Raw genomic sequence first — 26,427 nt, 5'->3', positions numbered from 1 at the left:
GACGTTCGATACCACGGCGTCAGGTGCGGTACGTGCAATCCACGGTAAACCGATTCCTTTAGGTCGAAATTTCACTTATCGTAAGTTTGTTACACCAAGTAGGGAGGTTTTGCCCAGTCTTAAATATTTCGAACGAATTTCAATTGAATTGCATTGTCAATGTTTCCGGTCGATCAATGTTCATTTCTCCAGAAAGTCACACTATTGGAAAAATCCGGATGAAGTTTATCGTATGTTGCAGTTGCTTTGTCTATTGCGATAGCGACACTGAATCTCGCGCGCGTGGTGGCAACATAGAAACCTGACGCGGATTTGGGGAGGAGTAGATCTTTGCTCTTGAGCCATTTCTTAATTGAACCCGTTCCTATGATGAGTATTCGGTCTCTGGTTAGTCCTTTCGATGCCCCGAAGGTCATCAGCTCAGCTTCAGGTAAAGTGCGTTGGCTCGACCTTGACCAGAGGATGGTGGGATTCCACCGGTCTACATATGCTTGTATTGAGTTGCTATCAAGCAAGAACACCCCGTCATGCAAGGTTTCCCGTGTTTGGGTTGATATTGTGTTTGGTAGAGTCAGCTTTGGATCGTGAATCTGATCGGAGAAATCGGCAATGATTTGATTGAATCTGCTGGTCTCGTTTGAGTACGTGACTGCGCATTTTTGTTGCTTCTCTTTTTTTCGAACCCAGTCGACCAAATTTACGCCACGATACTCATGATTTAGTCGATCAGATCGAGACGTCTGCAGTACTGACTGGCGGACATCGCCCGTGATAAAGACTGAAATTGATGACTCCATCAGGGCTTCAAGAATGACCAGATCATTTCCTACTAAATCTTGAAATTCATCAATGTAAATTTGATCATAAATTTCCTCAAGCCGTCGAATTGGTGCTTCTTTGGCTGCTCGGAGAACTTTCTTCGCAAGTATTCCCAACCGGGTGCTGTAGGGCTGATGCTCGTCGTTAATGTAGTAGCGCCAACCGGACCGGCCCTTCGGAATTTGTGAGTCGCTATCTACGAAACATAGTCCGCGGGTAATAATGTTTGGAAATACTGCGGGAAGATAAGGGCGCACAACGTGCTTCAAAAGGAATGTGAACCAACCCATCGTCTCGTGGGAAAAGCTATTGTTGGAGGAGATTCTGGAGTGAATTTCGTTCTGGCCGTTGACGGTAAATGTTAGCGCAAGCGATCTCACTCCTGAATCTTGAATTTCTATACGACTTGCGATTTCTTGTGTTTTCCCGCTACCGGCAACGGCTAGTCGAACCTCAGTGGCCATCGATGAAATCTACCGCCCTTACTATATAGTCGGGCCAAGTAAGGTCCATTCCTGATTCAGTAATGATCCACGCAGATTCAGTTTTATTTGCGAGCATATATTCCGTCACATCAGCATCAACTTCGAGGCTCAGAATTCTGCGCAGAACGGCTACATCATTTGCACTTACGAGCTGAGGCTCAAGCGTATGTCCGTCAATTACATCGCCAATAAACATCTCACGTTTACCGGGCTGAATTAGGTCGGCCGCAGCGGAAGTCCAGTGACTTGGATCCTTTCCGTCATTGTCCCGCAGAACAGCAATCTTCTTGTTTAGTGCACGCGCAAGTTCTAACGCTCGCTTGCCGCGAGTTCCGAGTGCTATGACATCGATCCCGCACTCGCGTGGTTCGCGACCTTTGATAGATTGAAATGCGCGGTTGAAAATCATCTCATCGGATGGGCCCTCTACGACGACGATCTTTTCTGCAATTGCTAGACGTAGAGTGTCGTAGCCGGATTGCTTTTGGAAATATCGAATTGTTTCGTCCGATATTGAATCCCCGGAGAGTGGAACCAATTCGGAACGGTGCATTAGGTGTATTGAGTCGAAGCCGAGTCGGTTAAGTACGAATGAACTGTGCGTTGTGATGAAGAGTTGGCGCCCGTTAGATAGATCATTAATTCTGGCAAGTATCTTCATGAGTCCAGTATGTGAAAGATGATTCTCCGGTTCCTCAACCAGAACAAATCGGGTGCGGTCGGAGTTTCGACTCATCGCTAGGGCGATTTTAGTGGATACTTGTCTGCCGTGCCCAAGTGATGAGAAAGGGATTTCCTCGATATGCGGTGTTACCGACATGTCCCAGTTTGTATTAGCGCTTTGATCCATTTGAAGACCAACGCCGAACGATCCGCCCTCCCCGTTAATGCGATCGTTCACGGACCGCAGGACTCCCGAGGTGATCGAATCTTTTGCCTTGCGATGTTCCAGCGCGATTTTAGCGCTCTCTTGAGGGGTCACAAAATCCCGCAATAGCTGCCGAAGCTTGTAGTCGACACCCGACGAGCTGGAAACCGTGGCCATGTTGACGGTTGCAAATCCAAGGCCCCGAGGTTGGCGGGTGACCTTTTCGCCAGAGAAGTCTCTCCAGTCGACTATGAAGAGATCCGTAGGAATTAGCTCAGGGAGGTCCGGCAGTCGGAGGTACTCCTCAAGTTCGACACTTCTGTCGGGGTCTGGAATCACCCGCATTCGCAGGCCGGGACAATCTTGGTCAGCGGAGTTGTGCAGTCCTCTCAACCGTTCCGCCCCCGCGGTACCAACCTTGAAGAAAACTTCAAGGTCAATCGTCGGAAGATCATGGTTGACCCCATTGCGAAGGCTCTCGAAATAGTCCTTAACGACATCTTGAGTGAACCAGTGCGGATTGAGGTCGTCCGCGGCCCATCGGCCGTGAACTCGTCCACCGAGGACGAGGGCAATTACTTCAAGGATCGTTGACTTGCCAGCCTCGTTGTCGCCAACAACAATATTGACGTTTTCGTGCGGCAAAAAATCAAGTGCTCGAAGGCTTCGATAGTTGCTTGACCTCACTCGGGTGATCATCTGCTGATTATGGCAGATAGCCAGATTAGATCCGCGACTGAGGCTCTGCGGACCTGGTGCAGATACGAATACTGCGGTTGGTGTCCTTCTTAGATGTTCCCTCGGTCACGAGTATCCCCCGGCTGAAAGCACGACCACTTGAATGGTCCTGGCGGCACATGGAGTGAAGTTAGTGCCTCCCAATCTAGAAGTTGATTTGCGGGCAGCTTTCCTGCGGATCTGCTAGGGGTTGGGGTTGCCCCATTGAAGTCGGCATAGGACCTCCGACCTGTGAGGAGTCTTTCTCTTCGCGAAGGACCCTTCGGAGGTGCTGACAGGGATGACATGGAGAGGGATAACCGTAAACCACACTGCCGCGATCTTACATCCAGGATGACGGAGTGGGCGTGAATTGGGTGCCGCCGCTAGACCCTCGCGGATCTTGGCGTTCTTGTGGGTGGCGCAAGCGCTGGCACCAAAAGCCCTTACTGTCTAGTTGTCCACGCCGTATCAGCACTCGGACAGGATGCCCGCCATCGCATCCTTCTCTGCTTGCGTGACCCACAGTTTATAGATGGACTTCACTGAGATTTGCATGGACACATACGTACACCGAAACGCCTTGTTCGGCGGGAGCCACGATGCGGCATCGGAATCTGACTTTTTCGCGTTCGTTGGTCCATCCACGGGAAGTAGATTCCGAGGATCGTTCGCGAGATTCGTCCGCTCCTGCGGGCCCAACTGTTGCGCACCCTTCTGCCAGGAATCGCTTAAAGCGACCACATGATCGATCTGAACCGCAGTCGAAGTATCTTGTCCCCGAACAAAATTGATTGTCTTTCCGGTGTAAGGATCAGCCAACGTGCCAGAGAGAACAACACATTGCTTCTTTCCTTCTTTGAAGACCACGTCGGTCAGTCGCGAAGCCAACAGATTATTGCGCGTATCGCACCCGTCATGCCCGAACTCCACATCGACATCATCAGACCAGGCTTGACCGAATTGATCTCTGCTGTAACCAGTTTTCGGAGCACGCCCCTTCACCGGAAGGGTCTCCAACAGCGCAACGGAGGAAGCCACATCAACATCGTGCTGACCGACAGGGCTCTCCACAGACAATGATCCTGCTGGGATCACATCCGCCAACGTCGTACTGCAACCGGACATCGACAATCCAACAAAGGCAGTGACGGCAACCAGGAGGGAACGGGAACGCACCGAGCGATTATGCAACGTGAAACTCCTAAATCATATGCAGTGCAGAAGATCTACACTCTTATTGACAAAACTCATGAGGATGATTGTCGGGAAATCCCGACATCAGACCAGTCGTGCTACACATCCACCGAAGCCAATTAACCGGTCACATGCGTGTTTGAACATGTCATCGTCCCTATCTGTGCGGTCGCATCGGTCGACCGTCACACGAACTGACCATCGTCGCTCACATAACTCACACCGCGGACATCGAACGATGGAGCCCCTACCAGCGTGGTTTTGAGATATGTCAAAACTGCGTGCAGATAATGCGGGTGTCGCAGCCGTTGTGACCGAACTCGACGGTGACGTCGTCCGTCCAAGCGGTGCCGAACAGCGCGCGGTCGTATCCGGTCTTGGGTGCGCGTCCCTTGATCGGGATCTGCGCCAGTAGTTCAGCTGCAGCGGAAGACGGCGTCGAGGCTTCGGCCACCGCCGTCGTCGTGACACCGGATCCGATTCCTGATCCGAGAGAAGATGTTTCGGGCGCGTCGGCGTTGGAGTTCGCGCAACCTCCCAGCACGATCACGGCAGCAATGCCGATGGTGACGCCGGTGATGCCGCGCCTGTGATGTGCCGTGCGTGCCATGTGTGAGAGTCCATTTCTGCGAGAGATGAACTACAAGTATGTCATTCACGACATTTCGGGCCGAACCGGCACTGTCTGTCAGTCCGGTCGAAGGAGCCACCGCGTCACCGGGACCGAGACGAGAACCCGCGGGCCGTCGGGAGTCTTGTCCGCGGCATCCCAGCCGGCGTACTTCTCGCCGAAAAGTCTCAGGAGATCGCCGAACTCGCCGACGTCGTGATGAATTGTCCCGATTCCCTGTGCGACCCACGGATCGCCGGCGGATCCGTCGACGGCCAACGAGACCCGAGGATCGTCCCGCAGGTTCCGAACCTTCCGATTCTGCTCTGCGCTCGGTATCCAGAATGTGTTCCGACGCAGTAAGAACCACACCGGAGTCGTGTGCGGCGAGCCGTCATTTCGGAGGGTGGTCAACCACACGCAAGGTGTATCCGCGATAGTCACGGTCCCAGTATCGGTGCCGGTGCGACGTTCACCAATCGACGGTTCTGAACGGACAAGGCCCGGTCCTCGCCGTTGGGTGAGGACCGGGCCTTCTCGGGTGGAGTGGACGCGTCAGATCTCGATCTTGGGGGTCTGCTCGCCCAGCTTGTGGCGGGCCAGCGCCAAGTTCGCACGTGCGCGGTCCAAAACGAGGTACACGAACAGTGTCGACAGTCCGGGCGTCTCGAGGACGCGAATGAGGTGGTACTGGTTGCTCAGAGTGATCAGGATGTCTTCCAGGGTGTCGGTAATCCCCAAGTTACTCATCGTGCGGAGCTTTGCTCGCACAACCTCGGAGTTACCGGCGCCGGCATATTCGAGGCTGAACGACGGGTTGCCGCTCATACCGAGAACCATCCCGCTGTCGGCGTCGACGACGGCTGCACCGCTGGCACCGTCGATGCGCATCAATTCGCCGAGGATTTTGTCGATGTTGCTCATTGCTTCTCCTTGGTAGGGCCGAGTCGCGCTGGGCGACTCCAGGTGATGCTTCGGTGGTGAAGTCATCGGTACATTTCGAGGCGGAATCGTCGGTTGCGGCGTCGGGGGTGGGCCGGGCGGCAACTGTTCAGCTGGTGAGATGTGCGGGTTCGTTCCGTTCGATGCAGATGAGCGGCCATACGACGACTCGAATTCGTCGATTCGGTCTGCGGGTAGCCAGCCGTCTCCGGAGGGCGCGTCGAGCGGCCATCCGGTGTCTGTCTCGTAGTCCGGTGTCGGCGAGTGGAGTTGCGGATAGACCGGTGCGGTCAGCGGCCGCTTGTACGGAACCGGCTGACTGCCCGCGTCGGCGACGTTCGCGAACCAGGCAGCGTACCCGGGGTCGCTGCGATCGAGGTTCTGCCCGCGATCGTCGTCTTCCTCCCGGGAACCTCGTCGACGAAAAAGTCCCACTCGTTCCAGCCCCTTAAAAACGAACTATTTCCGATCAGAGCGTTCCGGATGAACGCGGCAGACCGGACAATCCCACCCATAGTTACTTTGCAGTTAAATCACGGTAGCATGGGTTGGCGGACGGGGCATACGGTCCAATCCTGCAGTCGGGCCGACGAGGCGCTCGGATTCGACGGGCCGCCCAGGCGATCCCGGCCGGTCGGCGGCGCCGGTCGGTTCGAACGCCGGCTGCCCTCTGGCATCCTTGAAGGATGAAGAAAACGATCACCGGGTTCATCGGTGCCTGCTCGCTGGTGGCGCTGGTTGCCTGCGGTTCTGACGGAGACAAGCCGACCGAGGTCGGAACACTCACTTCCTCCGCTTCGGCGACCGCCACTGCGACGCCGACGACGTCATCCGCGGCTCCGGCGACGTCGCCGGAATCGACTACCGAGGCACCGCCCGTCGACTCGAGCGTCCCGGCCGAGGTCCCGTCGGACCCGAATGTGAGTTCGGCGCTGCCACGGACCTACGCGCAGGCGTGCTCCGACGTTCTCCGGTACCTCGACGCATACCAGCCGGCGATTGACGAGTCGGGCGAGGAAATGGGCATGACGCGTGAATCATTGGCAAACGACATGCTGACCTCCATCCAGGCCTATCCCGAATGGTCGAGCTTGTCTGCCGACGAGCAGGCCGAGGTCACTCGCGGATTCGCCGCAGCGACTGCGGGAAGCTGCTGACCAACCTTCAGAACAACGATTCCTGAATCGCCACGCCTGGGGACTCGAACTCGCCGACGGTGATGGTTCGACCGACCAGTCCGGACACGTCCGCGACAAAGCGTGGTGATTCAGGATCGGGGTCGATCCGCATCGATGCGATCGAACCGGCAAGGCCCTCCAGATACAGGGAATGCTCCCCGGACTCGAAAGTGTGCGGATACGCGATTAACGGTGCGGCATCGAAGACCACGTCGGCGCATGCCGGCGCCCGCCATTCTTCGGGAGCCTCCAGGATCTCGATGCCGTCGATGTCCGATCCGATGTCCTTCAGCTCGTCGCTGATCGACGATACGAAGTGGTGCAACGACTTTCGGAGTTTTTCGCGATCAAGAGTTCCCGTCAACGCCTCGATCTTCCGAGACGTACGTATGGCCTGGCTCAAGTGGAACTCTTCCGACGCTCTGGCTTCGAGCGAACGGATGCTGTAACCGTCCGTCGACCGCGCGACGAACAACGCGCAGACCGCGCCCTGCTCGGCGACTCGCGGATGTTTGCGAAACTCGGACGCCGTCCCCACCTTCATCTGACCGCCGGCGAATACGTCCACGTAGAGCCATTGTGGTTGTGCGAGGTAGGTGCGCACGTTCGGATGAATGTGCGCCCCGCTGACGTGTGCCTGATGAACTGTGGTGAACCCCTCGCGATTTCGGCACCGGTCGCATTGGCGCCCGGCAACGACCGTGGCCTCGCGGTCACACGGCGAGTGCCCTCGACCTTCTGCGGTGAGATCTCGCCAGCCGAGGCAGCGGCGGCCCTTCTTCTCGTCGACGGAAAACCGCAGAACCGAGTCGTGAGTGAAGAAGGTCGTAGCGGAAGTGGTGTCGTCGACGCATTGGATCCGCGGTGCTGTCGGGTTCGACCATTCGATTCCGCGAACGAGCAGGGTCATTGAAGTGTCGATTCTTTCTGTAGTTCACAGGTCGACACCCATGGTAGTCAGTGCACATGCGGGTCAGTGCAGTGGTTGTGCCCCACGTTGTCCGAGCATCAGTGTCATCAGCCCGGACTCCTGACTCTGCGTGTTGATCATGTCGCGGGCGGACTGTTTAACTGGCCCGCTCTCGAGCAGGGTATCGGCCACCTGTGCCATGGCGATCCCGCCACGGTGGTGGCGTTCCATCAGTTGAAGGAACAGCACCTCGGCGTCGAACCCGCGAGCGGCGCTCAGTTTCTCGAGTTCTTCCGTCGTAGCGATGCCCGGCATGGCGTCGGCCTCTGTTTCCGGCGTTGCCGGGTGATGATGAGAGTCGCCCGCACTGCTCGGTGACGCCTCCATCCACGCCATCGGCGTTCTACTGTTCGGCGGGACACCGGCCAACCGCAGCCAACCGAGCATGACACCGATTTCCGTTCGTTGAACGTCGTCGATCTGTTGGGCCAGTCTCGTTACCGCCGGGTCCACATCAGGACTCAGACGCGCGAGAATGAAGAGTGCCTGTTGATGGTGGGCCGCCATGTCGTGTACGAATCCGGTTTCGGTTTCGCTCAGAACAGCTGTCTGCGTGTGGTTCTCGGGTGCAAACAGGGGACGTAGTGCTGCGCCGAGTACGAGCAGCATCAGTGCCGCAGCTACGAGCGCGACGGCTTTGACCGATCGTGGCACCGTCATGATCCCACGGTCGTCTTCTGGTCGGCGGGTGGTGTGTAGACACCGTTTTCGAGTTGCATGGCAACAAAGCCGTTGTCGGCGCACGTCGCCCACAATGTGGTACCTCGCCATTCGGGTGGGGAGAAGCACCAATCGGTCGAGATGTCGCCGAGAGCGAGCATGCCCGACCGCGAACTCAGCGCTTGGCCGGGGTCGAACTGGCCCTGCGCGATCGACTGCGCGATTGCCGGGGTGCTGAGGATGGGTACCCCGATGAGCGACGCGAGAGCGTGCGGCGAGTTGGCGAGTTGGAGATTGTCGCCGGTCCGAGCAGGTGGGTTGAAGTACGCAATTTCGTGGACATCGAAGGGATCTCGAATGTCGAAGACCCGAATTCCGCTCGAGATCCATCCGCATGCCAGCGCCGTCGGGTCGACCGGGCGATCGGCCGAACAGTAGTGAGATTCGTACGCGAACAGCGATCCGCCGGCAGCGGACGCCAGCGCAGCGTCTTGATTCTCCGGCAGATTGATCTCGAGCTTCACCGAATTGACGACCGACGGTTCGTCGTCATGGGAGACGTCGATCAATTTGACTCCGCCTGAACCGCCTTCGTCGACGGTGAACAGGTACGGCGAACCGTCGTACGTCACCGGAATGCTGTGCTGGGTGGCCCACCCGTCGGTCCACGAGAGCTGGGACAGTTGGCGCACCCGAGGGTTGGGGACGCGGCGCTGAACCTCACTGATGTCGAGAACATGTATTCCGCCGAGATTGTTCGACAGGTACATGCGGGTTCCGTCGGGACTGATTCCGAATCCGTGGGTCGACAACCCGATGAGGTCCTGCCAGATGACACGCGGGTTGGTGGGATCGGTGAGATCGACGGCGCTCACCACGCCGGGGGCGGTGCCGGAAGACCAGTAGGTGTTCCCGTCCGGTGAGAACCCACCCTCGTGATTGGTGATGGGCAGCAGCATTCCCAGATCGGTTCCCGGCCCGGGGTTGAGCAGTTTCGGGTGCGCGCAGTCGGATATGTCGTAGACCGACATCAGGCCGACGCCGGTCAAGAGCGGAACGCCCGTGCCCACCAGCAGCTTTCGCGTGGCGTTGACCTTGAGGCTCTCCCACGTTCCGGCCAGCATCGCCGGTTCGGTCAGAGTGGCGGTGAGTGCGGGGTTGGCAGGATCTGACACGTCGAGAACTTGGACGCCTTGCGCGGGGCCGAGGAGGTTCCCGGGGAAGAAGCTGCCGACGTACGAGCAGTGTTCGAAGTTGGTGGATGTGATCCCGCCACCGCGACCCGAGTAACCACCGATCTGAGACATGTTGCAGCTGTAACCATCCCGGCTGCGTCCGCTGTTTCGGTCCTCGGCCGGAACATCACCCTGCAACCCGGTCTCGGGCATCGAACCAGGCCCGCACTCCGCACGACTCGCCGCGTTCGAACCGACACCGGAGGTCTCGAGGATCGAGCCGGGGGCGGTGGCTGGTTCGGCCGCGGCGACACACACGGGAAGGATGGTGATCAATGCGACGAGCGCGATGGCAGATCTGGTTCTGATGGTCGTGAACGATTTCATCGAGTCCAACTCCCGGTGCGGGATTGCCTTTCGTATCTCACGGGCAGACGTATCTCACGGACAGGCAGCACGGAGGGCAGGCGCGGGTTCGAGCGCTCACGACGGTCGGGTCGGGGTGTGAACCGGTGTCGGGCCGCAACCAACCGGACAATGCTGTCCGGTTGGTATCGTAGTGTGCGTGACATCGTCTGGCCGCGTCAATAGCGGATCTCTCAACAGAGGGCCGAGAGACGCGGCGCGCAATCGTGCGGCACTCATCTCAGCAGCTCGCGAGGTGTTCGCCACCCAGGGTTTCGCTGCTCCGCTCAGCCTGATCGCCCGTACGGCCGGCGTCGGCCAGGGCAGCCTCTACCGGCACTTTCCCACTCGCGAAAGCCTGGCACTCGCAGTGTTCGACGAGAACATCGTCGAGTTGCAAGATCTGGCTGCCGATCCGGATTCGACTCTCGACGATCTTTTTCGTTTGTTGGTCGACCAGATCACCACCTCGATCGTGTTCGTGGAGGTCATCAAGCCCGTCTCCTTCGGCGATTCACGACTGAATTCGGCCGGCACCCGCCTGACCGATCTTCTCGAAGGTCGCCTCGACGAGGCGCGTCGAGCTGGGAAGATACGCGAGTCCGTCACTGCCGAGGACGTGATCCTGGCGATCGCCATGTTCGCCGCGATCATGGAACGGACCGCCGAGAGCTCACGAAAAGAAGTCGCGCACGCGGCCTGGAACCTACTTGTGCAGGGACTGGCCGGGCCGACAGCGGCGGGCTGAGTCGCGTTCGCCTCGCGTCTCGAAGTGATCGCCTAGGCTCGTGTCATGGCTATTGTCTGGACAGTTCCTCGCGCTATCGGCTCCACCCTGCTCGTTGCTCCGTTGATCAAGGAGTTCCTTGTCGAGGGTGACGGCACCCTCGATGCAAAACTGACTGCGGTCGGTACGGTCTCTGCATCTCTCGAGAAGCAAGTCGGCCGCACGTTCACCTCGATCAGCGCTGCCTCGGCGGCAATCTTTTCCGGTGCTGCCGGTTCTGCCAGCGTGCCCGACGCACTGCGTCTGGCCGTGATGCGCACTCTGTCCACCGAGGTCGTCGTCAGGAAGCCGGCTCCGCAGCCGTTCACCGAAAAGGTCGGGAAGCGGTTGGGGCAGTATGTCTTTGCGCTGCGTGACCCACGTAACGACCAGGTATTCCATGTCGGGCACGGCACGGGAAACCAGGTGTTCGCGCCGGTGTTCGAAGCGCTCGGTGAACTCGCGAATCTCGAGGGAGCGGACGGCCCGGCCGAGTCGAATGCTGCTGTGACGGCAGCCAAGATCGCTCGGATCCGTGAAATCTACGACGCAGGTTCGGCAGTGGAGCACTTCGTACTCCTCCGATCTGTTTCCGCCGCCACCGATTCGGCTGCCACTACCGGAGAGGTCGTCCGCGGCATCGTGGAAGCCTTGCGGATTACCGACGCGGGAGACGGCCTGACCAACCTCGCGGGCGATACCTCGGACAAGGACGCCCGTGCGACCCGCGTCGAGGAACTCGCGTTGCGATACTCGGCCGATCCCGCGCCGGAACTCCCGACGCCGAGCATCGTCCTCCACGTACCGGCCTCCGCCCGTCCGGGAGCAACGCCGGAAGAGATTTACGAACTCGCACGCGCCGAGTGGTCTGCCGGTGCGGCTGTCCGTGCCGAGATCGGCATTCCCGTTCTGGTCTTTGCCGACAGCATCATTCGTGGTGCCTTCCGCGCACAGTCATGGGAGGTCTCCACTCGCAATGCCGACGGAAGTCAACTGTGGCGTTTCAACGGAACCGTCGACGACGAGCTTGCTGCCAAGTACGTCGGAACCGAGGTCACCCCGCACAACGTCGGCCTGAAGAAGTGGCCCGCCAGTGGGTGGGTCACGAGGTTGACTACCGCTCGTCCGGGTGCGGCTATGCCGGGACCTCGTAAGTCCAAGTAACGCAACAGCTTCAGGTAGAAGGCATTGTGGGGGCGGGATCCGTTCGGATCCCGCCCCCACAATATCGTTACCCGGTGTTGTCAGCCGAGCAAACCGCTTCCGAGGTAATCGTTCTCGGTGCACCCCGGCGGAATGAGATACACCGCAGAACCGATCGGCGTCGTCCACTCGTTGAGTGCGTCGAAGTCACTCAACCGCTGTTGGACCGGCAGATATTGCTCGGCGATGTCCCGTTGGAACGCGGCGAAGATCAACCCCGAGTTCGAGGTCTGCCCGCTCTCGGGTGCGTCGTCGTAGTTGTAAGCCCGGCGGAAGAACTGCTCCTTTTCATGTGTTCGGTGTGCTCTGGCGATGTGTGATCCTGGCGGGATCACCGGAATACCGAACTTGTCCGTGAGAGTGAAGTCCGCTTCGTCGAATTCGTCGGTTCCGTTGAGCGGAGCGCCATTGGACAACGTGCGCCCCATGGTGAGTTCGCGTCCCGAGCGATCGAGTTCGTCCCAGGTATCCATTTCCATGCGAATGCGTCGTAGTACCAACGAGGTTCCGCCCGCGAGCCACGACTGCCCGGTCCCGTCGTGCCAGATCAGTGAATCGAAATCCACTGTTCCCGGAGCAGGATTGACCGTCCCGTCCACTTGGCCCATGAGATTGCGCATCGTGGTTCCTTCGGGTGTGGTGCCACGTGCGTTCCGGAATCCTTTCTGCGTCCATCGGATTGTCGTCAGTGATCGGACGTTCTTGGTCAGCACTCGAACGGCGTGAGCAATGGTCACCGGATCGTCGCCGCAGATCTGCAGCAGCAGATCCGAGCCGCCCCATCGTTCGTCGAGTCGATCGATCGCGTAGCTCGGCAACGGCTCGAACCAGTCCGGTTGACGTGCCTGCAATCCCAGCTTGGTGAACAGGCCAGGGCCGTAACCGACGGTCACCGTCAGGCGCGCCGGATCCACGGCAAGTTCCCGTTCGGTGTCCGCCAACGCCGGACTGCCGGCGGTCAGCCGTGACGCATCCTCGGACCACATCTTCATGATCCCGACGACGACTGCTCGATCGGTTCCAGGCAAGAGGTCGAACCCGATGAACGTGCCGTGCGCTTGTGGAGTGGTGGCGATCCCAGCTTGGTGGACTCCGTAGAACGGTTCCACGAGCTTGCCTGCTTGCTGGTCGTGTTCGCTGCGCTCGACCACTGTGGTTGCGCCCCAGGTTATTCCCGCGACGCCGAGCGCGGCGGCGCCTCCTCCGAGAAGGCGCCGCCGGCTGAGAGCTCGGCTGGGCGGGTTCGTGTGCTCAGCCACCGTGATTCGGGTCGTAGTTCTCCTGATTACCGGAGAAGTCGCGAATCTGAGCTGTGAACGTGGTGCTGGAGCCGTCGTCGTAGATCAGGGTGAGATCGGTTTCGGCGCCCGGGAGCAGCGGCGCCGACAGGTCCATGAACATCAGGTGGTCACCGCCCGGGGTAAGGGAGGCGGAACCGTTGGCAGGGACCAGGAAACCGCCGTCCTTGGGGCGCATCGTCATCGTTCCGCCGTCGCCGGTCACGACTTCGTGCAATTCGAGTCGAGACGACGCGGGGCTGGTGGCCGAGACCACGCGTACGTCCTTGTCACTGGAGTTGACGAGTTCGGCGAACGCCGCACTCATGCCTTCCGGCGCGGCCTTGACCCATTGATCCTGAACTGTGATGGATTGTGCAGCTTCGGTTTCCTTGTCGGAGTTGGAAGAACAGCCGGTCAGCGCGAGAGCTGCGGTCAATGCAACAGCTGCGAATATCTTGGTGCGAACAGTCATGTGTGTCTCCGTAATTCGTGATTGTCAGGTAGTGGCGCGGCGTTTGAACGCCGCAATGCACACGTCGATCAGCAGGAATGCGAGCAGGCTGATGCCGAGTAGCGGAACGAACCAGCCGACCAGCGCCGTGATCGCGACGAGCGCAACGAGGCTGATCGGGGAGAGGTTGCGGATTCCGCCGCGGGCAGGAACCCGGCCGACTGCCCAGTCGGAGCCACGGGTGGGGCGTCGGCGCCACCACATGATGTAACCCCGAATGACCACGCTGACCAGCGCGAGCGCCAGTGCGGCGAGTGCGATCTGGTTGGCAAGGCCGAACAGCAGGCCCATGTGGAGTTGGATTCCCCAGGCCGAAAGTTTGGCTGCGAGTGGCCAATCCGAGAACCACAACTCGTCGGTGACCTTTTGTGTCGCTCCGTCGATGGCGATGGTGTTGTTGCTGAACACCCAGGGCTCACGAGTCTGAGCGACGGTGAACGCTGTCTCGGCATTGGCAGGTATCGATACTTCGACTGGACCGGTGATCCCGTTGTATCTGGCGATTCCGAGGACGGTGTCGACGCGTCCGACGTTGGTATCGGTCAGAGTGCCGGTGGCAGCGGGGGCCATGTCGTGGCCCTCGTGCCCGCCTGTCGCCGGTGGGGGAGCGTCGCCGAGAGTTTTCACGACGGAGGGCGTCGTCCAACTTAATGCGGTTCTCAGATTGCTGACGTTCTCTCCGGCGTAGGTCGACCACGTGAGGCCGGTCGCCGAGAGGAAGACCAATGCAACTGCTATCCAGATGCCGACGACACCGTGCCAGTTCAGGGTCCGGCTTCGTCCGGTGGACGCTCGGTCGATCGTGAGCAGACGAGCGTTCCTGGCGGTGCGGTATCGACGGAACCACAGGTAGACGCCACCGAGTGCGACCACCCACATCCACGACGCGGCCAATTCGCTGTAGAGGCGGCCGGGTTCGCCCAGATGAAGGTGGCGATGCAATTGGGAGATCCAGGTGCGCAATGGCAGCGAACCACTGCTTCCGTACACGGCCAACTCGCCGACCGGCTGTGCGAGCACCGGATCGACGAAGACCGCGAGCCTCTCCGATTCGCCCAGTGACGGATCGGTGAACAGGACCCGTGTGGTGGTTCCGGCAGCAGGGGACGGACGTACTGCCGAGACCGTCAGGTCCGGTCGATACTGCTGAGCGGAACGGATCTGGTCGTTCAGAGACGCGATCTGTCCGGTGGTGTCGGTCTGGAGGTAGTCGCTGTAAACGAACTTCTCGATGGTGGGCGCCATCGCGTAGAGGCCGCCGCTCAACGCGGCGATGAGGATGAACGGCCCGATGAGAATGCCGGCGTAGAAATGCAGACGCAGTATCAGTGGTCTGGCGCCGCCAACCTGCGTCTTCGGGGGAGAACTGTCGTTGGACGCGCGCGTCTGTGCGTGCTCCAATTCGGGTGCGGACATGCGTGTACTCGATCCCGCCGTGCGCCTTTATTAACCGCGGGCGGTTAATAAAGGCGCACAGCAAAGTGGCGCACGAAATCACGTGCGTGAAAGGAAAGGGAAGGTGAGTTACACGAATGCCGGCGGGCCGCGAGTGCCCAGACCGGAAGTGAGAAGTTGACGCAGAACAACTTTGGCGCGGTATCGAGTGCGCGCAGTGAACGGCGATGGTTCAGGCGCCCACGGCCGTAGGAGCACCGCGACGATGGCCGCTACCGTCGACGCCGCCACGACGTACCCGCGTTCTGCGCCGCGGATCAGTACTGCGCACACTCCGACCGCAGCGATGTGCGCTGCGAGCATCGGAAGCGACAGGAGCAGGCCGTGTTGATGATCTGAAGCGATTGTCAATGTCGCGTGGCCGATGGCCTGACCCGCTGCGAGCATGAGGGCAAGCAAGAGCGCGGGGGATCTGCGGGTGTCGATGGACGTGACCACCGCGCCGACGCTCGCGCACGCGAGGATCAACAACACCACGGCGCTTTCGGACGGGGCCATGCCGCCGCCACCGAGTGCGTGGGCTGCGACCGACACCGCGCCGGAGGTGCCGCCCACAAAAGCGCCGCGCAGCTGCGCGACATCTTTCGGACCCGGCGTCATACGCGAAAGGATACAGGCGCCTACTACCGGGCTTAGTAGGTGATCGGTCGGGATCGTTGTGGTCGCCGACCGACGACCGTGTCAGAGGGCGATTTGTCCGATTCGCCAAACTTTGCCGAGGAGTGGACAAAACAAACATGACGGTCATTTTCCCGTGTTGACTTGGCTCTGGTCGCCGGCAACGGGTCGCCGGCAGGGCAAACACATAGGAGGGTTTCATGAGGCGTCGATTCTTTGCGATATTCGCCCTGGTGGGTGCGTTCGGTCTCTTCCTGTCTTCGGTGGCCTCGGCGGACCCGGTCACACGCTCGGTGTCGGGAACCCTCGTCAACTCGTGCAGCGACACTGGCGATCCGGTCGGGATATGGATGGTCGTATGGGATGGTTCGACGCAGATCTCGTCGGCCACTGTCGGGGCGGGTGGCGCGTACACGATCGCGAACGTTCCTCCGGGCAATTACACCGTCAGTCCCTACGCGCCCGCCGGATGTGGATCCGTACCCAACGGCACGCCGGTGGATCTGACGACATCCGACGCAACCGGGATCGACTTCGAGATGGTGAAAGTGTTCAGCATCTTCGGAACTGTCACCGGGTGTCCGGGCGTCGATGGAGTCGGTGCTTCCGACGTGACGTTGAATCTGCTCGATGCGGGCACACAAATCGCGACGACAACCACGGATGGATCCGGTGACTACTTCTTTCAGTACAAGCCGGCCAAGGATGGCTATTCCGTCGAAGTGATTCCCGGCAGCGGTTGCGGCGCCGATCCAACCGCAATTCCGGTGAATCTGAGTACGGCTGACGTCACCGGTGTCGACTTCGCGCTTACTGCCGACGGCTGCGATACAGGCAGTTCGTTCGGAAGTGTGGATCTGTCGACGATTTTTGGGAGCCTCGGGAGCTCGGAATTCTGCAGCAGCTGAACAGATGTCCATGAAGGGGGGGGAGATCGCTTGCGCGATCACCCTCCCTTTTTTCGTTTGTTACCAAGGGATTTGCCCTGACATTGCGGAAGGCTGCTTTTGTCGGCCGATGAAGATATATGTGCCGCATATCGTTACGACGATCGTATTTGCTGAGAATGGCGCCAGTGTGAGGACCAAAGTCATCGAAGTGCGGGTGTAACGGTCTGTTGTGCCGTGACGGTATTGAGCAGAGAACGGCAAGCCCGCCAGAGTGATAGCGTCCGAGAGGCTATGTCCGAAATGATTCCGAACTCGACCTAGGAAAACGGTGCGCAGCGATAACAACGGTTCGAATGGCGGAGTCTTGGGGAACAACTCCGGAACAACTCAGGGCGACGGCCTTTTCGACGCGTCCGACGAAGGTTACGCAACGTCGATTCGAACCGTCACCTTCACACCGCAATTCGACGAACCCGCAGCAAAACCGTTGCCCAGTCAGCGGATGCGTCAGCAACGTCGTGAAGAGCCGACCGATTTTCGGACCTCGACGCCCAGGGCTATGACGTCCGTCGACGACCTGGACATCATCAAGCGAGCGAAGCGTCCGCCTGAACGCGGTTTGGGCAGTGTGTTGTTCAAACTCACCGGTGGGCGGATCAATACGGGGCAGTCTGCTGCCGAACTCGAGCACCAAGCTCTCGTGCGCCGTGCCAACCGCACGGTGCGCGGTGTGTACAAAATTGCCTTCATCTCGCTCAAGGGCGGTGTGGGAAAAACCACGGCGGCCAAGACCGTCGGTTCGACGTTCGCGTCGATCCGTGGGGATCGCATCGTGGCCATCGACGCCAACCCCGATCTGGGGACCCTGGCGGATCGCGAACGACGTGAACATCATCTGACCGTTCGTGATCTGTTGGCCGACGGCGACATTCGCACGTACAGCGATGTTCGCTACTACACGTCTCAAGGCGACAGCCGGCTCGAAATCCTTGCGAGTGAAGCAGATCCGGAAACCTCGGAGTCGTTCAACGAACAGGACTACCTCGATACTCTGCGAATTCTCGAGGTGCATTACAACATCGTCATCACCGACTGCGGCACAGGGATCATGCACTCGGCCATGTACGGAATCCTCGACGAAGCAGATGCGTTGGTTGTCGTCAGCCCGACGGCACAGGACGGTGCCCGTAGCGCTGCTGCAACGCTCAGTTGGCTGACCAAGCATGGCTACGCAGACCTGGTGAGCAGGTCGGTCGTGGCGATCAATTCGACGAGGCCGGGTTCGTCTTCGCTCGACCTCGATCAACTCGAAGACGTTTTCGCTCAGCGGGGAGTGCGCGCGGTCAAGACCTTGCCCTACGACGATCACCTCGGTGAGGGCGGTCCGATCGACTTGAAATTGCTGAACAAGCGCACTGCGCGGGCATATCTGGAACTTGTCGCAGCAATTGCCGACGGATTTCCGGACTCGGTGGGCAAGCACGCCTCTCGCTGAAGGTGCTCACCCACCGAATCCGATCAGGCTGCCGGTGTTCAGGGATGCCGGAGAATCGCGCCGTATCCGTCGGCGAGAACCAGGCGTTCGTCGATCTGTACCAGTTCGGTTCCGGTCCCGATTGCGATGTAGGGGAGTACGCGATCGGCGGGCCCGATCAACTTTCCGCTGGTGACTTCCTTGTCGTCGGGATCGGTGAGCAACAGTGTCTCGACCTTGCCCTGTTCGAGAGCGTCGAGGACGCGCGCGGTCCCGTCGATGGAGAGACCGGAGTCCCGTCCCTGCTCTGCGACGTAGCGTTCGGTTTCCGAGTCCATCCTGCGCAGCCGCTGCGTATCGATCAGTTCACGAATCGACTTGGACACCTCAGCAGGTGACGAACCCACTGAACGTGAACCCTTTTCGACATCCACCACTCGTAGCGTCGACGGTAGGAGCTGTGCAAAAGCTTTGCGTGACTGTACTTCTCCGATCACGACCACCAGCGCGACCTTGTGTTCGCGGGCGAGCGATGCCGCGCGCTCCGCAGCCTGTGCCAGGTTCTTCCGGATGTTCTCCTCCACGAGGCTTTGACTGTCGGTGTACCGCTCCTGGCCGCCCACGTGCGCCTTGTGTACCGGGAAGCCGTCGCCGTCGACCGATTCGCCGTACACGTCACGCCCGCGGGCATCGCGCACGCACAGGTCCGCGCCGGTGTGGTCGACCTTGGCGATGAGGAAGGGCTCGGTGTCGTATCCGTGTGCGATCAGTGGAATCAAGTAGGGCAGCTCGCCCAAGGTTGCGATGGTCGATCCGGCGGGTTCGAGCAGAATATCGTCGATCAGCACTGCTTCGGATGTGGCGACGATCGCTCGCCCAGCGCGTCCCGAGATTCCGTGATGGTTGTCCTTCACCTCGTCCAGTCGTGCGATGAGCGTTTCGGACGCGCCCTGTTTCGAGAGTTGATTGCGCATCGAGCGCCATTCGAGTTCGAAGCGCTCGCGCGCATCCTCCCGGTTGCGGACGTCTTCGAAGTACACGGAGGCAAACGGGCCGTCACTCGAACCGACCTTCTTCAGTCGCCCAGCATGCATGTCGGCTCCCTTCTGTAGTGGTCCTATGCCGCGTACCCGACAACCGGGTATTCGACACGACCGCTTTCAGTTCGCACGTTTGTTCGACTGCTGGTACTGTCTGTGAACGTGAGGGTGGTGCAGAGGGAAGCCTGCATCACTCTCACGCCAAGAGCCCGGGACCTGCCGCCGACTGCCTTCGGTGGCAGGTCCCGATTCTGCTCACTCGGCGTCGTCGGTGCCCTTCGTTCTGTCGGAACTCTTGCGCCAGTGAGTAAATCGTTCCTTGATATCCGACGCGACGTCGCCGACGCCGTTTCCGACGGCGCCGACCGCGCCGCCCAGTCCGCTGCCGATCTCGCGCACCATTCGGATCAGTGGGTCCTCTGACTCGTCGAAGTTCTGCTTGTAGGTCTTGGCTGCATTCTTGAACTCGTCGCTGATCTTCGCTCCGTCGTCTTCTCCTTGCCGCGGGTAGTTTCCGCGCAGGATCGCGGCATAGTCTCCGCTGTCCACCCATTTCTTGAGTTCTGCGGCGCGAAGTACCGAGAACGGATGCGAGAGCAGTTCGATGTTGAGGAGCTTGAGTACGCCGTCCCGGAGGTCGCCGCTGGCGTCGTACTCGGCAGCCTGGGCGAGGAATGCGTCGATGTCGATTTCACTGACTCGCGATCCGCCCGCCAATTTCATCTGGACGCGAATCGCGGTGTGGACGTCCTGCCCGCACAGCAATCCGGCGCGATCGCCGGACAGTTCGGATTTGCGCTGCCATTCCATGAGGGCGGCGATGATCGCGCGCAGTGCCCACCCGCCGACGGGTAACCAACCGATGGTTCCGGCCAGTCGCATCAAATGCATCAGGATGGTGCGGTAGACCGCATGGCCGGACAGTGCATGGCCGAGTTCGTGGCCGATGATGAACCGCTGCTCCTCGTAGTTCATCACGTCCAGCAGGCCGGTCGTGACCACCATGAACGGCTTGTCCATACCGATGGTGAAGGCGTTGACCATCGGGGTTTGGAGGACGAACAACTCCGGTGTCTCGTCGGCCTGCAGAATGTCGACGCAATCGCGTCGCAGATCGTTCAGGTCGCTGAACTGGCGTTCGTTGACCCGCACGGATGTAGCGAGATACATGAGGCGATGCTGGCGTTCCTGGAGTAAGCCGGACAGCGTCCGCAGCACGGTGTCGAACCCCCGAAGTGTCCGGAGGGTCACCAATGCAGCCCGATCGGCAGGGTGTTCCCACGCACGCGAGCTGATGTCCGGGAACTCGATTCGGGTGCGATCTGGCGCAGTGGTCATGGTGGCCCCTCACTTCGATGTGTGTCGACTCACCTCCAGGGTAACGACTAGTCGGTTTAGCGCTGCATATCGGCAGTTCACTCGGTCGGTTGAGGAAGCGTGCAGTCCGTAACTTTGGGATTGACGCCGAAGTAGTTCAGCGGGCCCGCGATGACGGTGAGCGCGATGGTCCCGACGCCGGCACAGTTGGTCGGCGAACTGCTGTAGTAACCGCGCTGGCCGGCCGCAACGGCTCCGACGATCAGCCAGATCAGAACGATCAGAGTCACAATTCTCATCATGGCGTGCTCGATTCTTCAAATATTATGGTGCCCAGCGAAATACCCGGTCAGCGAGGGTATGAAACGCACGGCCGACGGGTATCCGGGGTGTATGCGGCTCGAGGCGGGCGTATCCGCCCGAGTGAACGCACTGAAGGAGCTTGTCATGATCATCCTCGGCGTAATCCTGCTGATAATCGGTTTCGTGGTGAACATTCCGATCCTGTGGACGATTGGTGTCGTCTTGCTGGTGATCGGAATCATCCTGTACGCGTTGGGCGCGGCCGGGCACGCTGTCGGCGGTCGGCGGCATTACTACTGATCGGTTGCCGGCTCCGCATGTGTATCCATGCGTGCCGGCTCGATCGGGGTGGTGCGTTGAACGGCACGTGCGATCAGTTCCCGAAGGCAGACCTGGCGAAGCGTTCGCTGTTGCCAGTCGCTGCCGCCGCCGGTGACCGATTTGTTCCGCAGCGCCGACTCCACACTCGCGTACTCGCCTGTCTCGTCGAGTGAGTCGCGGACATGGATCAGGAGTCGGTGCAACAGTTCGGTGGCCGAAATTCTTTGTGTGGTAACAGGATCGATCGACGTTCCCAGGACCCCTTCCTTCGCGGACACCCAGGTTGCGAGACGAAGGTTCTCGAGGGAAATGTTCGGAGCCTCGATGCCCCGGTCTATCGCGCCTAACGCAGTTGCCACCAGAGCCCGTCCAAGTGTTGCCAGTAGCGCTGCATCGTCTGCTGTCGGTTGAACGTCGCAAACCCGGATCTCGACGGTCGGTAGATGGCACGACGGACGGACGTCCCAGTAGGCCATCCGCTCGTCGAGCATCACACCGCAATCCACCATCCGCGCTACCACGGTGTCGAAGTCTGCAGCGCTCTCGAAGTACGGCGGCGGCCCGGCGACGGGCCACCTGGACCATTGGATCGCCCGCCAACTCGCGAACTCTGTGTCGGATCCTTGGTGGACACGGGAATTGGCGCTCAGAGCAAGCAAGGCGGGCAGCCAGATGCGCACGTGATTGCAGACCTGCACGGCTTCGGCTCGATCAGCGACGCCAACATGGATGTGGCAACCACAGATGCTCTGTTCGGCAGCGAGGGCGCCGAAGCGCTCACCCATCTGTCGGTAACGAGGCGCATCGCTAATCTCGAAACGCGAAGGCCCGGAAAGCGGTGCGCCGACGGCCAAAAGCCTGCAGCCGTTCAACTCGGCCGCTTTCGCTGCGCGCCGACGCATGTCGATCAAATGGGTTCGGAGTTCGCCGATGCTCTAGCACACCGGAGAGTTGGTCTCGACCTGGCACCGGGACAATTCGAGCTGAAGATCCATACCGAGTGCCGACGCGGTTTCCGCGACCGCGGCATTGTCGGTGGAGGGCAACCACGATGTCGGGTCGACGAGGATGAATTCTTCTTCGACGCCGACGGTCGGGGTCGTCGATTCGTAGCGGCCAGCGGTGGATCCGGTCGAGCTGGTGGCGCTCATGCTCGCGTCTACCCGGTCGGTCGACGGAGGAAACCGACACGAGGAAGCCCCGTTCTCGTCGGGAGAACGGGGCCTGTGGTCGGTCTTGCCAACATCTCGTAAGCGTCAACGAGCCCTTGCACACCGTGTGAATCTGGGGACTGGCGTGCCTGGGAAAACGTACTGTGTCGGACTCGGAAAAACGAGACCTCCTGGCATGTTTCACCCCCTATTTCACCCTCGTGTGAGCCTGCCCGCCCGCACGTCGTCGAGTCGCGGATCGTGCCTGTCGGAGTGCGGTGGGGCTGTCTCGGTTTTATCCGTGGAGTCCGCATTTATCACGCCGATCGCGGAGAAATGTGAACCCATCTAAACTAACGTCCAACATTCAGATGTGAGGTTTCGGTGAGAGTGGGCACTCGGAGCGGCAGTGGATATGTGACCAGTTAATCTCGTGCACAGTATCCGGTAAAGTTATCGGACTTTTGGACTGGTATTGCGTTTCATCAGCGGAAATATGCAGTGGTTATGGGTGAACGTCAGAATTTGGGAGAAAGTGCCTGGGATCGTGTTGCTACCGGTTCGTTATCGCAGTCGAATGTCCACTATGTATGTGGGTGACGCCTCTTTGAGGCTGGCAAAACTGCGTGTCAACAGTGTGGAAACTTCGCCAACCTCGCCGTCTTCGGTGGAGAGTTTCGCCAGGGATATCTATCAGAATCGACGCGCCCGGAAATTTTTCTCAAGATTTACCCATTGGCGAATTGGGGAAGTTTCTCAGCTTCAGAATATTGGAAATGCTGCGGGTGGGAGCTGTTATTCGTGGCAATTTGCTCGTATCTTGCTGTGTGGAGTTTTTGTGGCAGAAGTGCTGCATGGTCGAGAAATAATCGCATTGATGCTTTACATTGGGAATTGCAAGATGCACGTTTCATCCTCAGTGTTAAACGAAAGGACGAACGCAATGGGTAGCTTGGAAGATTTCGACATCGCGACACTTCTCCAGAAGGTCATCGCATTCTTCGACGGATTCTCGTCGGACGAGACTGAGCCGACGGGCTAAGACTTACCGAAGCCGCTGTGCATCCGAGTGACACTCGATGCACAGCGGCTTCTCTGTATCCGGCCCTCATCTGTCAGCTCAGCCGGAGACTGAGCTCGACATGTCGGCCGGGCGCGGCTTCAGCTTGCGCAACTGCGCGAGCTGAAACGATCTTTGTCACATAAAATGTTAGGTATTACATATTGGACATCGATCGGTATTAGGGTGCAGGTATGGGGACGAAGCAGCCGGCCGGTTCAAGCGCAGATCGTAGTACCCGCGACCCGAAGCAGAGTGCCGTGTTCCAACCACTGGCACGGACCAGTTTGCGCAGCGATGCCACGAGACTCCTTCGGGCCCGGATCTCGAGCGGTGAACTGGAGTCGGGCCGGCTCTACGCGATTGGAGACATCGCCGCGCAACTCGAGGTCTCGCCCACCCCGGTACGCGAGGCTCTACTCGATCTGAAGAGCCAAGGCCTCATCGAGATGGTGAGGAACCGCGGCTTTCGTATCGTTGAACTGACAGATGACGAACTCGAGGAGATCGTCGAAGTCCGGCTGATGCTCGAACCACCTGCAATGGCGAAGGTTGCCGTGCTCGACCCTCCGTTGGATCTCACTGATCTCTGGACGCTGAGCAAGCGCGTCGAAAACGCTGCGGCCGAGGGGGATCTGGTCTCCTTCCTTACCCTCGACAAGGACTTCCACCTGGAACTGTTGGCTGCACTGGGTAACGCACGGCTGGTCAAGGTGGTGGAGCAGTTGCGCGATCAGACTCGCCTGTCCGGGCTCAAAGGTATTGCAGGCAGCAAGGACCTGGTCGGGTCGGCTCGGGAACACGATCAACTCCTGAAGGCATTGCAATCACGAGATCCGGTTGCGGCCGAAGCTGTCATGACTGCACACCTCCACCACGTCAGCGGGTTGTGGGCCGGACGCTCCGAAAAGTCCGACTGAAGCGGCCTGGCCCGAACACGTCGGCATAGGCCGGGAGGCTTCGGCCGAACGTGCTGCGAGCGACCAACTCTCCGGTGACGGGGCCTAGAGTTATGCCCAGCATCGCGTGGCCGGTCGCGACAGTGACATTCGGATGGTGAGGTAAGCGGCCGATGATGGGCATCCCGTCGGGTGTCATCGGGCGTAGCCCCGTCCAGGGGACCGCATTGGGTGGGCGCCGCCAGTTGTCGAAATAGTCGGCTGCCGAGGTCAGTATGCCTCCGGCCCTTCGCTTGTCGATGTGTTCACTTCGGCCTCCGAATCCCATTGTGCCGGCCAGTCGGGTGGCACCGGACAACGGCGTGACGGCAACCTTGGCTTCCGACAGATACGACGCCCGAGTTCCGACGGGGAAAAACGGCGGAACGTCGAAACCGTAGCCTTTCCCGGATTGGACGGGGAGTGTGTACCCGAGCGCTCGCACCACGTCTGCGCTCCAGGCGCCTGCCGCGACCACAAAATGATCAGACGTCATCTGCCTGTCTGCTCCAGACGCCGTCACGTTGCCGGATGAGTCTGCCGACAGCGTGAGTTCGGTGCCCTCCACGATCTCGACCCCGAGGCTCTCGCATTGCGTGACCAAGCTTTCGACGAAGGCTGCGGGATCGAGGAATCTTTCGTTGGGACAGACGATCCCACCGAGAACAGAGCTCGAGAGTCCCGGGATCAACTGAGCCGTCCGGGCACTGGTGAGTACGTCGAATTCGTCACCGCCGAGTGCTCGCACCAGCGTCATTTCTTCGGCGTGAGAATCGAGCGACTTCTGTGTGCGAAACAGTTGCACCAATCCTGATCGGTGATTCTCGAACTGCAGCCCGGTCCGCTCGAGTTCGTCGAAGAGCTCGAAAGTTCGATGGCTGAGCGCCATCAGATTTCGCAGACCGGATTCGAATCTCGTTGTAGTGCAGTTGCGAAGCATCGCAATCAGGAAGGATGCAAGGCGAGGGTCGCGGCCGGGGCGGATATACAGCGGGCTGTCAGGACGCAGCATCCATTTCAGTGATTGGGTCAGTACTCCGGGTGCGGGGACGGGCGCTGACATGCTAGGGACGACCCACCCGGCATTGTGACGCGATGCGCCGGTTCCCGCAGCACGCGCGTCGACGACACAGACCTCGGCTCCCTCGGCAGCCAAAGCCAGCGCCGAGCACAACCCGATCGAACCTGCACCGATGATGGTCACTCTCATGGAAATTTGCCCTCTACTGACGGTTGGCGATAGTCATCTGTCCGCGGAGGCCGGCAGATGCCAATTGATAGTTGACGGTAATCAATCCGATGATGTCGTCGACGGTGTTCAATCGATGTTCGATGGTTCGATCTGACGTTCGCCGAGAACCGGGGACACCCTCCGCCATCTCCGCAGCAGTTGTTGTCGGGTGAACGATTTCGAGTACCCACTCGTCGCGCAACTCGGTGGGCTTCAACGAGTCGCACTGTTGCACGACTCGTCTGGATGCGTCGCGAATGGCTGCGCACGCCAGACTCGGTGGAAGCGAATTGGTAGCCGACCACCCGTGCGCCTGCTTCACCACGACGGTTTCGGTCGAAGGAGCCGTAGCGCTGACCAACCCGCAGATCACGTCGTCTCCAGTGACCAAGCCGACCGGCACGCCGTGGGTAGCCGCGTAGAGCGAGTTCACATCGCTTTCCGACACGGTCTTGCCGTCGAGACGCACATCCGTGAACAGAGCCGAGAACGTATGTGCCAGCACACCCGGACCACCCGCGGGAGCGTGGTAGCCAACGAAGAGGGCCACGTCGTGTTCTGCCGTGAGACCCTCTGCCATGCACTGCAGCTTCGGCGATCCGAACAGAACCCGCGCCCGCGGATCCAGTTCGGCGTGCAGCAGGTTGTCCATCGTTCCGTGACTGTCGTTGACGAGCACCGATTGCGCGCCGGCATCGAATGCTCCGGCAATTGCCGCATTGGCCTCGGCCGTCATCAGTGCTTGCGCACGTTGGTATCCGTGACCTCCTCGAACTATCTGGTCGAGCGTCGCAATTCCTGCGATGCCTTCCATGTCCACCGAAATGTAAACGTGCATAGTGA

27 protein-coding genes are annotated in these 26,427 nt (G+C 59.7%); 7 read left to right on the top strand and 20 right to left on the bottom strand.

All coding sequences use genetic code 11. The annotated features are described in order from the left end of the window. Positions 1 to 173: 173 nt before the first annotated feature. From I7X09_RS21305 to I7X09_RS29690, 6 genes are all read right to left on the bottom strand, one after another. Complete coding sequence (locus tag I7X09_RS21305) at positions 174 to 1,283, bottom strand: UvrD-helicase domain-containing protein (protein ID WP_200313544.1); 1,110 nt, start codon at positions 1,281 to 1,283, stop codon at positions 174 to 176. Then, entirely contained in the window at positions 1,273 to 2,871 is a 1,599-nt protein-coding gene (locus I7X09_RS21300) for an ATP-dependent nuclease (RefSeq protein WP_200313542.1), read from the bottom strand. Before I7X09_RS21300 ends, I7X09_RS21305 begins: the two co-directional genes overlap by 11 nt. Positions 2,872 to 3,360: 489 nt before the next feature. After that, the gene (locus tag I7X09_RS21295; protein ID WP_325100592.1) at positions 3,361 to 4,068 is read right to left on the bottom strand and encodes an HNH endonuclease family protein; all 708 of its coding nucleotides are present in this window, start codon (positions 4,066 to 4,068) and stop codon (positions 3,361 to 3,363) included. A gap of 289 nt (positions 4,069 to 4,357) precedes the next feature. After that, positions 4,358 to 4,696, bottom strand: coding sequence for a hypothetical protein (locus tag I7X09_RS21290; protein WP_234036659.1), 339 nt, complete (start codon positions 4,694 to 4,696; stop codon positions 4,358 to 4,360). A 78-nt stretch (positions 4,697 to 4,774) separates the two neighbouring features. After that, positions 4,775 to 5,140, bottom strand: coding sequence for a pyridoxamine 5'-phosphate oxidase family protein (locus I7X09_RS21285; RefSeq protein ID WP_234036658.1), 366 nt, complete (start codon positions 5,138 to 5,140; stop codon positions 4,775 to 4,777). A 111-nt stretch (positions 5,141 to 5,251) separates the two neighbouring features. Beyond that, positions 5,252 to 6,073, bottom strand: coding sequence for a hypothetical protein (locus I7X09_RS29690; RefSeq protein WP_095971345.1), 822 nt, complete (start codon positions 6,071 to 6,073; stop codon positions 5,252 to 5,254). Between the two features lie 251 nt (positions 6,074 to 6,324). Between I7X09_RS29690 and I7X09_RS21275 the strand changes: the two genes are divergently transcribed. Further along, positions 6,325 to 6,795, top strand: coding sequence for a hypothetical protein (locus I7X09_RS21275; protein WP_095971344.1), 471 nt, complete (start codon positions 6,325 to 6,327; stop codon positions 6,793 to 6,795). Between the two features lie 7 nt (positions 6,796 to 6,802). Here the strand turns inward: I7X09_RS21275 and I7X09_RS21270 are convergent, their stop codons facing one another. The 3 genes from I7X09_RS21270 to I7X09_RS21260 form a co-directional block, all read right to left on the bottom strand. Next, positions 6,803 to 7,726: a DUF2797 domain-containing protein gene (locus tag I7X09_RS21270; RefSeq protein WP_200313540.1), complete on the bottom strand. Its 924-nt coding sequence runs from the start codon at positions 7,724 to 7,726 to the stop codon at positions 6,803 to 6,805. Between the two features lie 63 nt (positions 7,727 to 7,789). Continuing rightward, a complete protein-coding gene (locus I7X09_RS21265; protein ID WP_200313538.1) occupies positions 7,790 to 8,446 on the bottom strand; it encodes a DUF305 domain-containing protein in 657 nt (218 codons plus the stop codon). Continuing rightward, positions 8,443 to 10,008, bottom strand: coding sequence for an LVIVD repeat-containing protein (locus I7X09_RS21260; protein WP_124568708.1), 1,566 nt, complete (start codon positions 10,006 to 10,008; stop codon positions 8,443 to 8,445). The genes I7X09_RS21265 and I7X09_RS21260 overlap by 4 nt, the downstream gene beginning before the upstream one ends. A gap of 178 nt (positions 10,009 to 10,186) precedes the next feature. Between I7X09_RS21260 and I7X09_RS21255 the strand changes: the two genes are divergently transcribed. Then, entirely contained in the window at positions 10,187 to 10,774 is a 588-nt protein-coding gene (locus tag I7X09_RS21255) for a TetR/AcrR family transcriptional regulator (RefSeq protein ID WP_234036657.1), read from the top strand. A 45-nt stretch (positions 10,775 to 10,819) separates the two neighbouring features. Beyond that, a complete protein-coding gene (locus I7X09_RS21250) occupies positions 10,820 to 11,956 on the top strand; it encodes a GIY-YIG nuclease family protein (RefSeq protein WP_200313536.1) in 1,137 nt (378 codons plus the stop codon). Positions 11,957 to 12,036: 80 nt separating this feature from the next. Here I7X09_RS21250 and I7X09_RS21245 read toward each other — a convergent pair whose 3' ends face one another. From I7X09_RS21245 to I7X09_RS21230, 4 genes are all read right to left on the bottom strand, one after another. Then, a complete protein-coding gene (locus I7X09_RS21245; protein WP_200313534.1) occupies positions 12,037 to 13,254 on the bottom strand; it encodes a Dyp-type peroxidase in 1,218 nt (405 codons plus the stop codon). Next, a complete protein-coding gene (locus I7X09_RS21240) occupies positions 13,247 to 13,747 on the bottom strand; it encodes a copper chaperone PCu(A)C (protein WP_019747182.1) in 501 nt (166 codons plus the stop codon). The genes I7X09_RS21245 and I7X09_RS21240 overlap by 8 nt, the downstream gene beginning before the upstream one ends. Before the next feature lie 24 nt (positions 13,748 to 13,771). Further along, the gene (locus I7X09_RS21235; protein WP_200313532.1) at positions 13,772 to 15,202 is read right to left on the bottom strand and encodes a PepSY-associated TM helix domain-containing protein; all 1,431 of its coding nucleotides are present in this window, start codon (positions 15,200 to 15,202) and stop codon (positions 13,772 to 13,774) included. Positions 15,203 to 15,310: 108 nt separating this feature from the next. Next, positions 15,311 to 15,841, bottom strand: a complete 531-nt coding sequence (locus I7X09_RS21230; RefSeq protein WP_029254615.1) for a hypothetical protein — start codon at positions 15,839 to 15,841, stop codon at positions 15,311 to 15,313. A 218-nt stretch (positions 15,842 to 16,059) separates the two neighbouring features. On the opposite strand from I7X09_RS21230, the gene I7X09_RS21225 reads away from it, so the two are divergent. Further along, positions 16,060 to 16,767, top strand: coding sequence for a hypothetical protein (locus tag I7X09_RS21225; protein ID WP_200313530.1), 708 nt, complete (start codon positions 16,060 to 16,062; stop codon positions 16,765 to 16,767). 310 nt (positions 16,768 to 17,077) lie between these two features. Further along, a complete protein-coding gene (locus I7X09_RS21220; RefSeq protein WP_200313528.1) occupies positions 17,078 to 18,244 on the top strand; it encodes a MinD/ParA family ATP-binding protein in 1,167 nt (388 codons plus the stop codon). Between the two features lie 38 nt (positions 18,245 to 18,282). Here I7X09_RS21220 and I7X09_RS21215 read toward each other — a convergent pair whose 3' ends face one another. The 3 genes from I7X09_RS21215 to I7X09_RS21205 form a co-directional block, all read right to left on the bottom strand. After that, positions 18,283 to 19,317 carry a baeRF2 domain-containing protein gene (locus tag I7X09_RS21215; RefSeq protein ID WP_200313526.1) on the bottom strand — a complete coding sequence of 345 codons (1,035 nt, stop codon included), beginning with the start codon at positions 19,315 to 19,317 and terminating at the stop codon, positions 18,283 to 18,285. A gap of 201 nt (positions 19,318 to 19,518) precedes the next feature. After that, a complete protein-coding gene (locus tag I7X09_RS21210) occupies positions 19,519 to 20,601 on the bottom strand; it encodes a M48 family metallopeptidase (RefSeq protein ID WP_200313524.1) in 1,083 nt (360 codons plus the stop codon). 77 nt (positions 20,602 to 20,678) lie between these two features. Next, positions 20,679 to 20,882, bottom strand: coding sequence for a hypothetical protein (locus tag I7X09_RS21205; RefSeq protein WP_003945456.1), 204 nt, complete (start codon positions 20,880 to 20,882; stop codon positions 20,679 to 20,681). A gap of 145 nt (positions 20,883 to 21,027) precedes the next feature. Here I7X09_RS21205 and I7X09_RS21200 point away from each other — a divergent pair, with 145 nt between their 5' ends. Continuing rightward, positions 21,028 to 21,183, top strand: coding sequence for a DUF6131 family protein (locus I7X09_RS21200; protein ID WP_095971469.1), 156 nt, complete (start codon positions 21,028 to 21,030; stop codon positions 21,181 to 21,183). Here I7X09_RS21200 and I7X09_RS21195 read toward each other — a convergent pair. Both I7X09_RS21195 and I7X09_RS29490 read right to left on the bottom strand, forming a co-directional pair. Further along, complete coding sequence (locus I7X09_RS21195) at positions 21,177 to 22,106, bottom strand: carboxylate-amine ligase (protein ID WP_234036656.1); 930 nt, start codon at positions 22,104 to 22,106, stop codon at positions 21,177 to 21,179. The two genes, I7X09_RS21200 and I7X09_RS21195, sit on opposite strands and share 7 nt — an antisense overlap. Before the next feature lie 33 nt (positions 22,107 to 22,139). Next, positions 22,140 to 22,355, bottom strand: a complete 216-nt coding sequence (locus I7X09_RS29490; RefSeq protein ID WP_234036655.1) for a hypothetical protein — start codon at positions 22,353 to 22,355, stop codon at positions 22,140 to 22,142. Positions 22,356 to 23,609: 1,254 nt separating this feature from the next. Between I7X09_RS29490 and I7X09_RS21190 the strand changes: the two genes are divergently transcribed. After that, positions 23,610 to 24,335, top strand: a complete 726-nt coding sequence (locus tag I7X09_RS21190) for a GntR family transcriptional regulator (RefSeq protein WP_166813358.1) — start codon at positions 23,610 to 23,612, stop codon at positions 24,333 to 24,335. Here I7X09_RS21190 and I7X09_RS21185 read toward each other — a convergent pair. Continuing rightward, positions 24,295 to 25,563 carry an NAD(P)/FAD-dependent oxidoreductase gene (locus I7X09_RS21185; protein WP_200313522.1) on the bottom strand — a complete coding sequence of 423 codons (1,269 nt, stop codon included), beginning with the start codon at positions 25,561 to 25,563 and terminating at the stop codon, positions 24,295 to 24,297. The genes I7X09_RS21190 and I7X09_RS21185 overlap by 41 nt on opposite strands. Before the next feature lie 13 nt (positions 25,564 to 25,576). Then, positions 25,577 to 26,422 (bottom strand): M55 family metallopeptidase, encoded by an 846-nt coding sequence (locus tag I7X09_RS21180; protein ID WP_166813354.1) that lies wholly within the window; start codon positions 26,420 to 26,422, stop codon positions 25,577 to 25,579. Between the last annotated feature and the right edge of the window lie 5 nt (positions 26,423 to 26,427).

The sequence above is a fragment of the Rhodococcus sp. P-2 genome (genome assembly GCF_016598535.1).
GTDB lineage: Bacteria > Actinomycetota > Actinomycetes > Mycobacteriales > Mycobacteriaceae > Rhodococcus_F > Rhodococcus_F baikonurensis.
This window is presented reverse-complemented; position numbering and strand designations above follow the sequence as displayed.

Bases quoted from the DNA above. Each gene is read 5' to 3' on its own strand.
- I7X09_RS21305 (WP_200313544.1), bottom strand. From the start codon at position 1,283: ATGGCCACTGAGGTTCGACTAGCCGTTGCCGGTAGCGGGAAAACACAA.
- I7X09_RS21300 (WP_200313542.1), bottom strand. From the start codon at position 2,871: ATGATCACCCGAGTGAGGTCAAGCAACTATCGAAGCCTTCGAGCACTT.
- I7X09_RS21290 (WP_234036659.1), bottom strand. From the start codon at position 4,696: ATGGCACGCACGGCACATCACAGGCGCGGCATCACCGGCGTCACCATC.
- I7X09_RS21275 (WP_095971344.1), top strand. From the start codon at position 6,325: ATGAAGAAAACGATCACCGGGTTCATCGGTGCCTGCTCGCTGGTGGCG.
- I7X09_RS21270 (WP_200313540.1), bottom strand. From the start codon at position 7,726: ATGACCCTGCTCGTTCGCGGAATCGAATGGTCGAACCCGACAGCACCG.
- I7X09_RS21265 (WP_200313538.1), bottom strand. From the start codon at position 8,446: ATGACGGTGCCACGATCGGTCAAAGCCGTCGCGCTCGTAGCTGCGGCA.
- I7X09_RS21260 (WP_124568708.1), bottom strand. From the start codon at position 10,008: ATGAAATCGTTCACGACCATCAGAACCAGATCTGCCATCGCGCTCGTC.
- I7X09_RS21250 (WP_200313536.1), top strand. From the start codon at position 10,820: ATGGCTATTGTCTGGACAGTTCCTCGCGCTATCGGCTCCACCCTGCTC.
- I7X09_RS21240 (WP_019747182.1), bottom strand. From the start codon at position 13,747: ATGACTGTTCGCACCAAGATATTCGCAGCTGTTGCATTGACCGCAGCT.
- I7X09_RS21235 (WP_200313532.1), bottom strand. From the start codon at position 15,202: ATGTCCGCACCCGAATTGGAGCACGCACAGACGCGCGCGTCCAACGAC.
- I7X09_RS21230 (WP_029254615.1), bottom strand. From the start codon at position 15,841: ATGACGCCGGGTCCGAAAGATGTCGCGCAGCTGCGCGGCGCTTTTGTG.
- I7X09_RS21225 (WP_200313530.1), top strand. From the start codon at position 16,060: ATGAGGCGTCGATTCTTTGCGATATTCGCCCTGGTGGGTGCGTTCGGT.
- I7X09_RS21215 (WP_200313526.1), bottom strand. From the start codon at position 19,317: ATGCATGCTGGGCGACTGAAGAAGGTCGGTTCGAGTGACGGCCCGTTT.
- I7X09_RS21210 (WP_200313524.1), bottom strand. From the start codon at position 20,601: ATGACCACTGCGCCAGATCGCACCCGAATCGAGTTCCCGGACATCAGC.
- I7X09_RS21205 (WP_003945456.1), bottom strand. From the start codon at position 20,882: ATGATGAGAATTGTGACTCTGATCGTTCTGATCTGGCTGATCGTCGGA.
- I7X09_RS21200 (WP_095971469.1), top strand. From the start codon at position 21,028: ATGATCATCCTCGGCGTAATCCTGCTGATAATCGGTTTCGTGGTGAAC.
- I7X09_RS21195 (WP_234036656.1), bottom strand. From the start codon at position 22,106: ATGCGTCGGCGCGCAGCGAAAGCGGCCGAGTTGAACGGCTGCAGGCTT.
- I7X09_RS29490 (WP_234036655.1), bottom strand. From the start codon at position 22,355: ATGAGCGCCACCAGCTCGACCGGATCCACCGCTGGCCGCTACGAATCG.
- I7X09_RS21190 (WP_166813358.1), top strand. From the start codon at position 23,610: ATGGGGACGAAGCAGCCGGCCGGTTCAAGCGCAGATCGTAGTACCCGC.
- I7X09_RS21185 (WP_200313522.1), bottom strand. From the start codon at position 25,563: ATGAGAGTGACCATCATCGGTGCAGGTTCGATCGGGTTGTGCTCGGCG.
- I7X09_RS21180 (WP_166813354.1), bottom strand. From the start codon at position 26,422: ATGCACGTTTACATTTCGGTGGACATGGAAGGCATCGCAGGAATTGCG.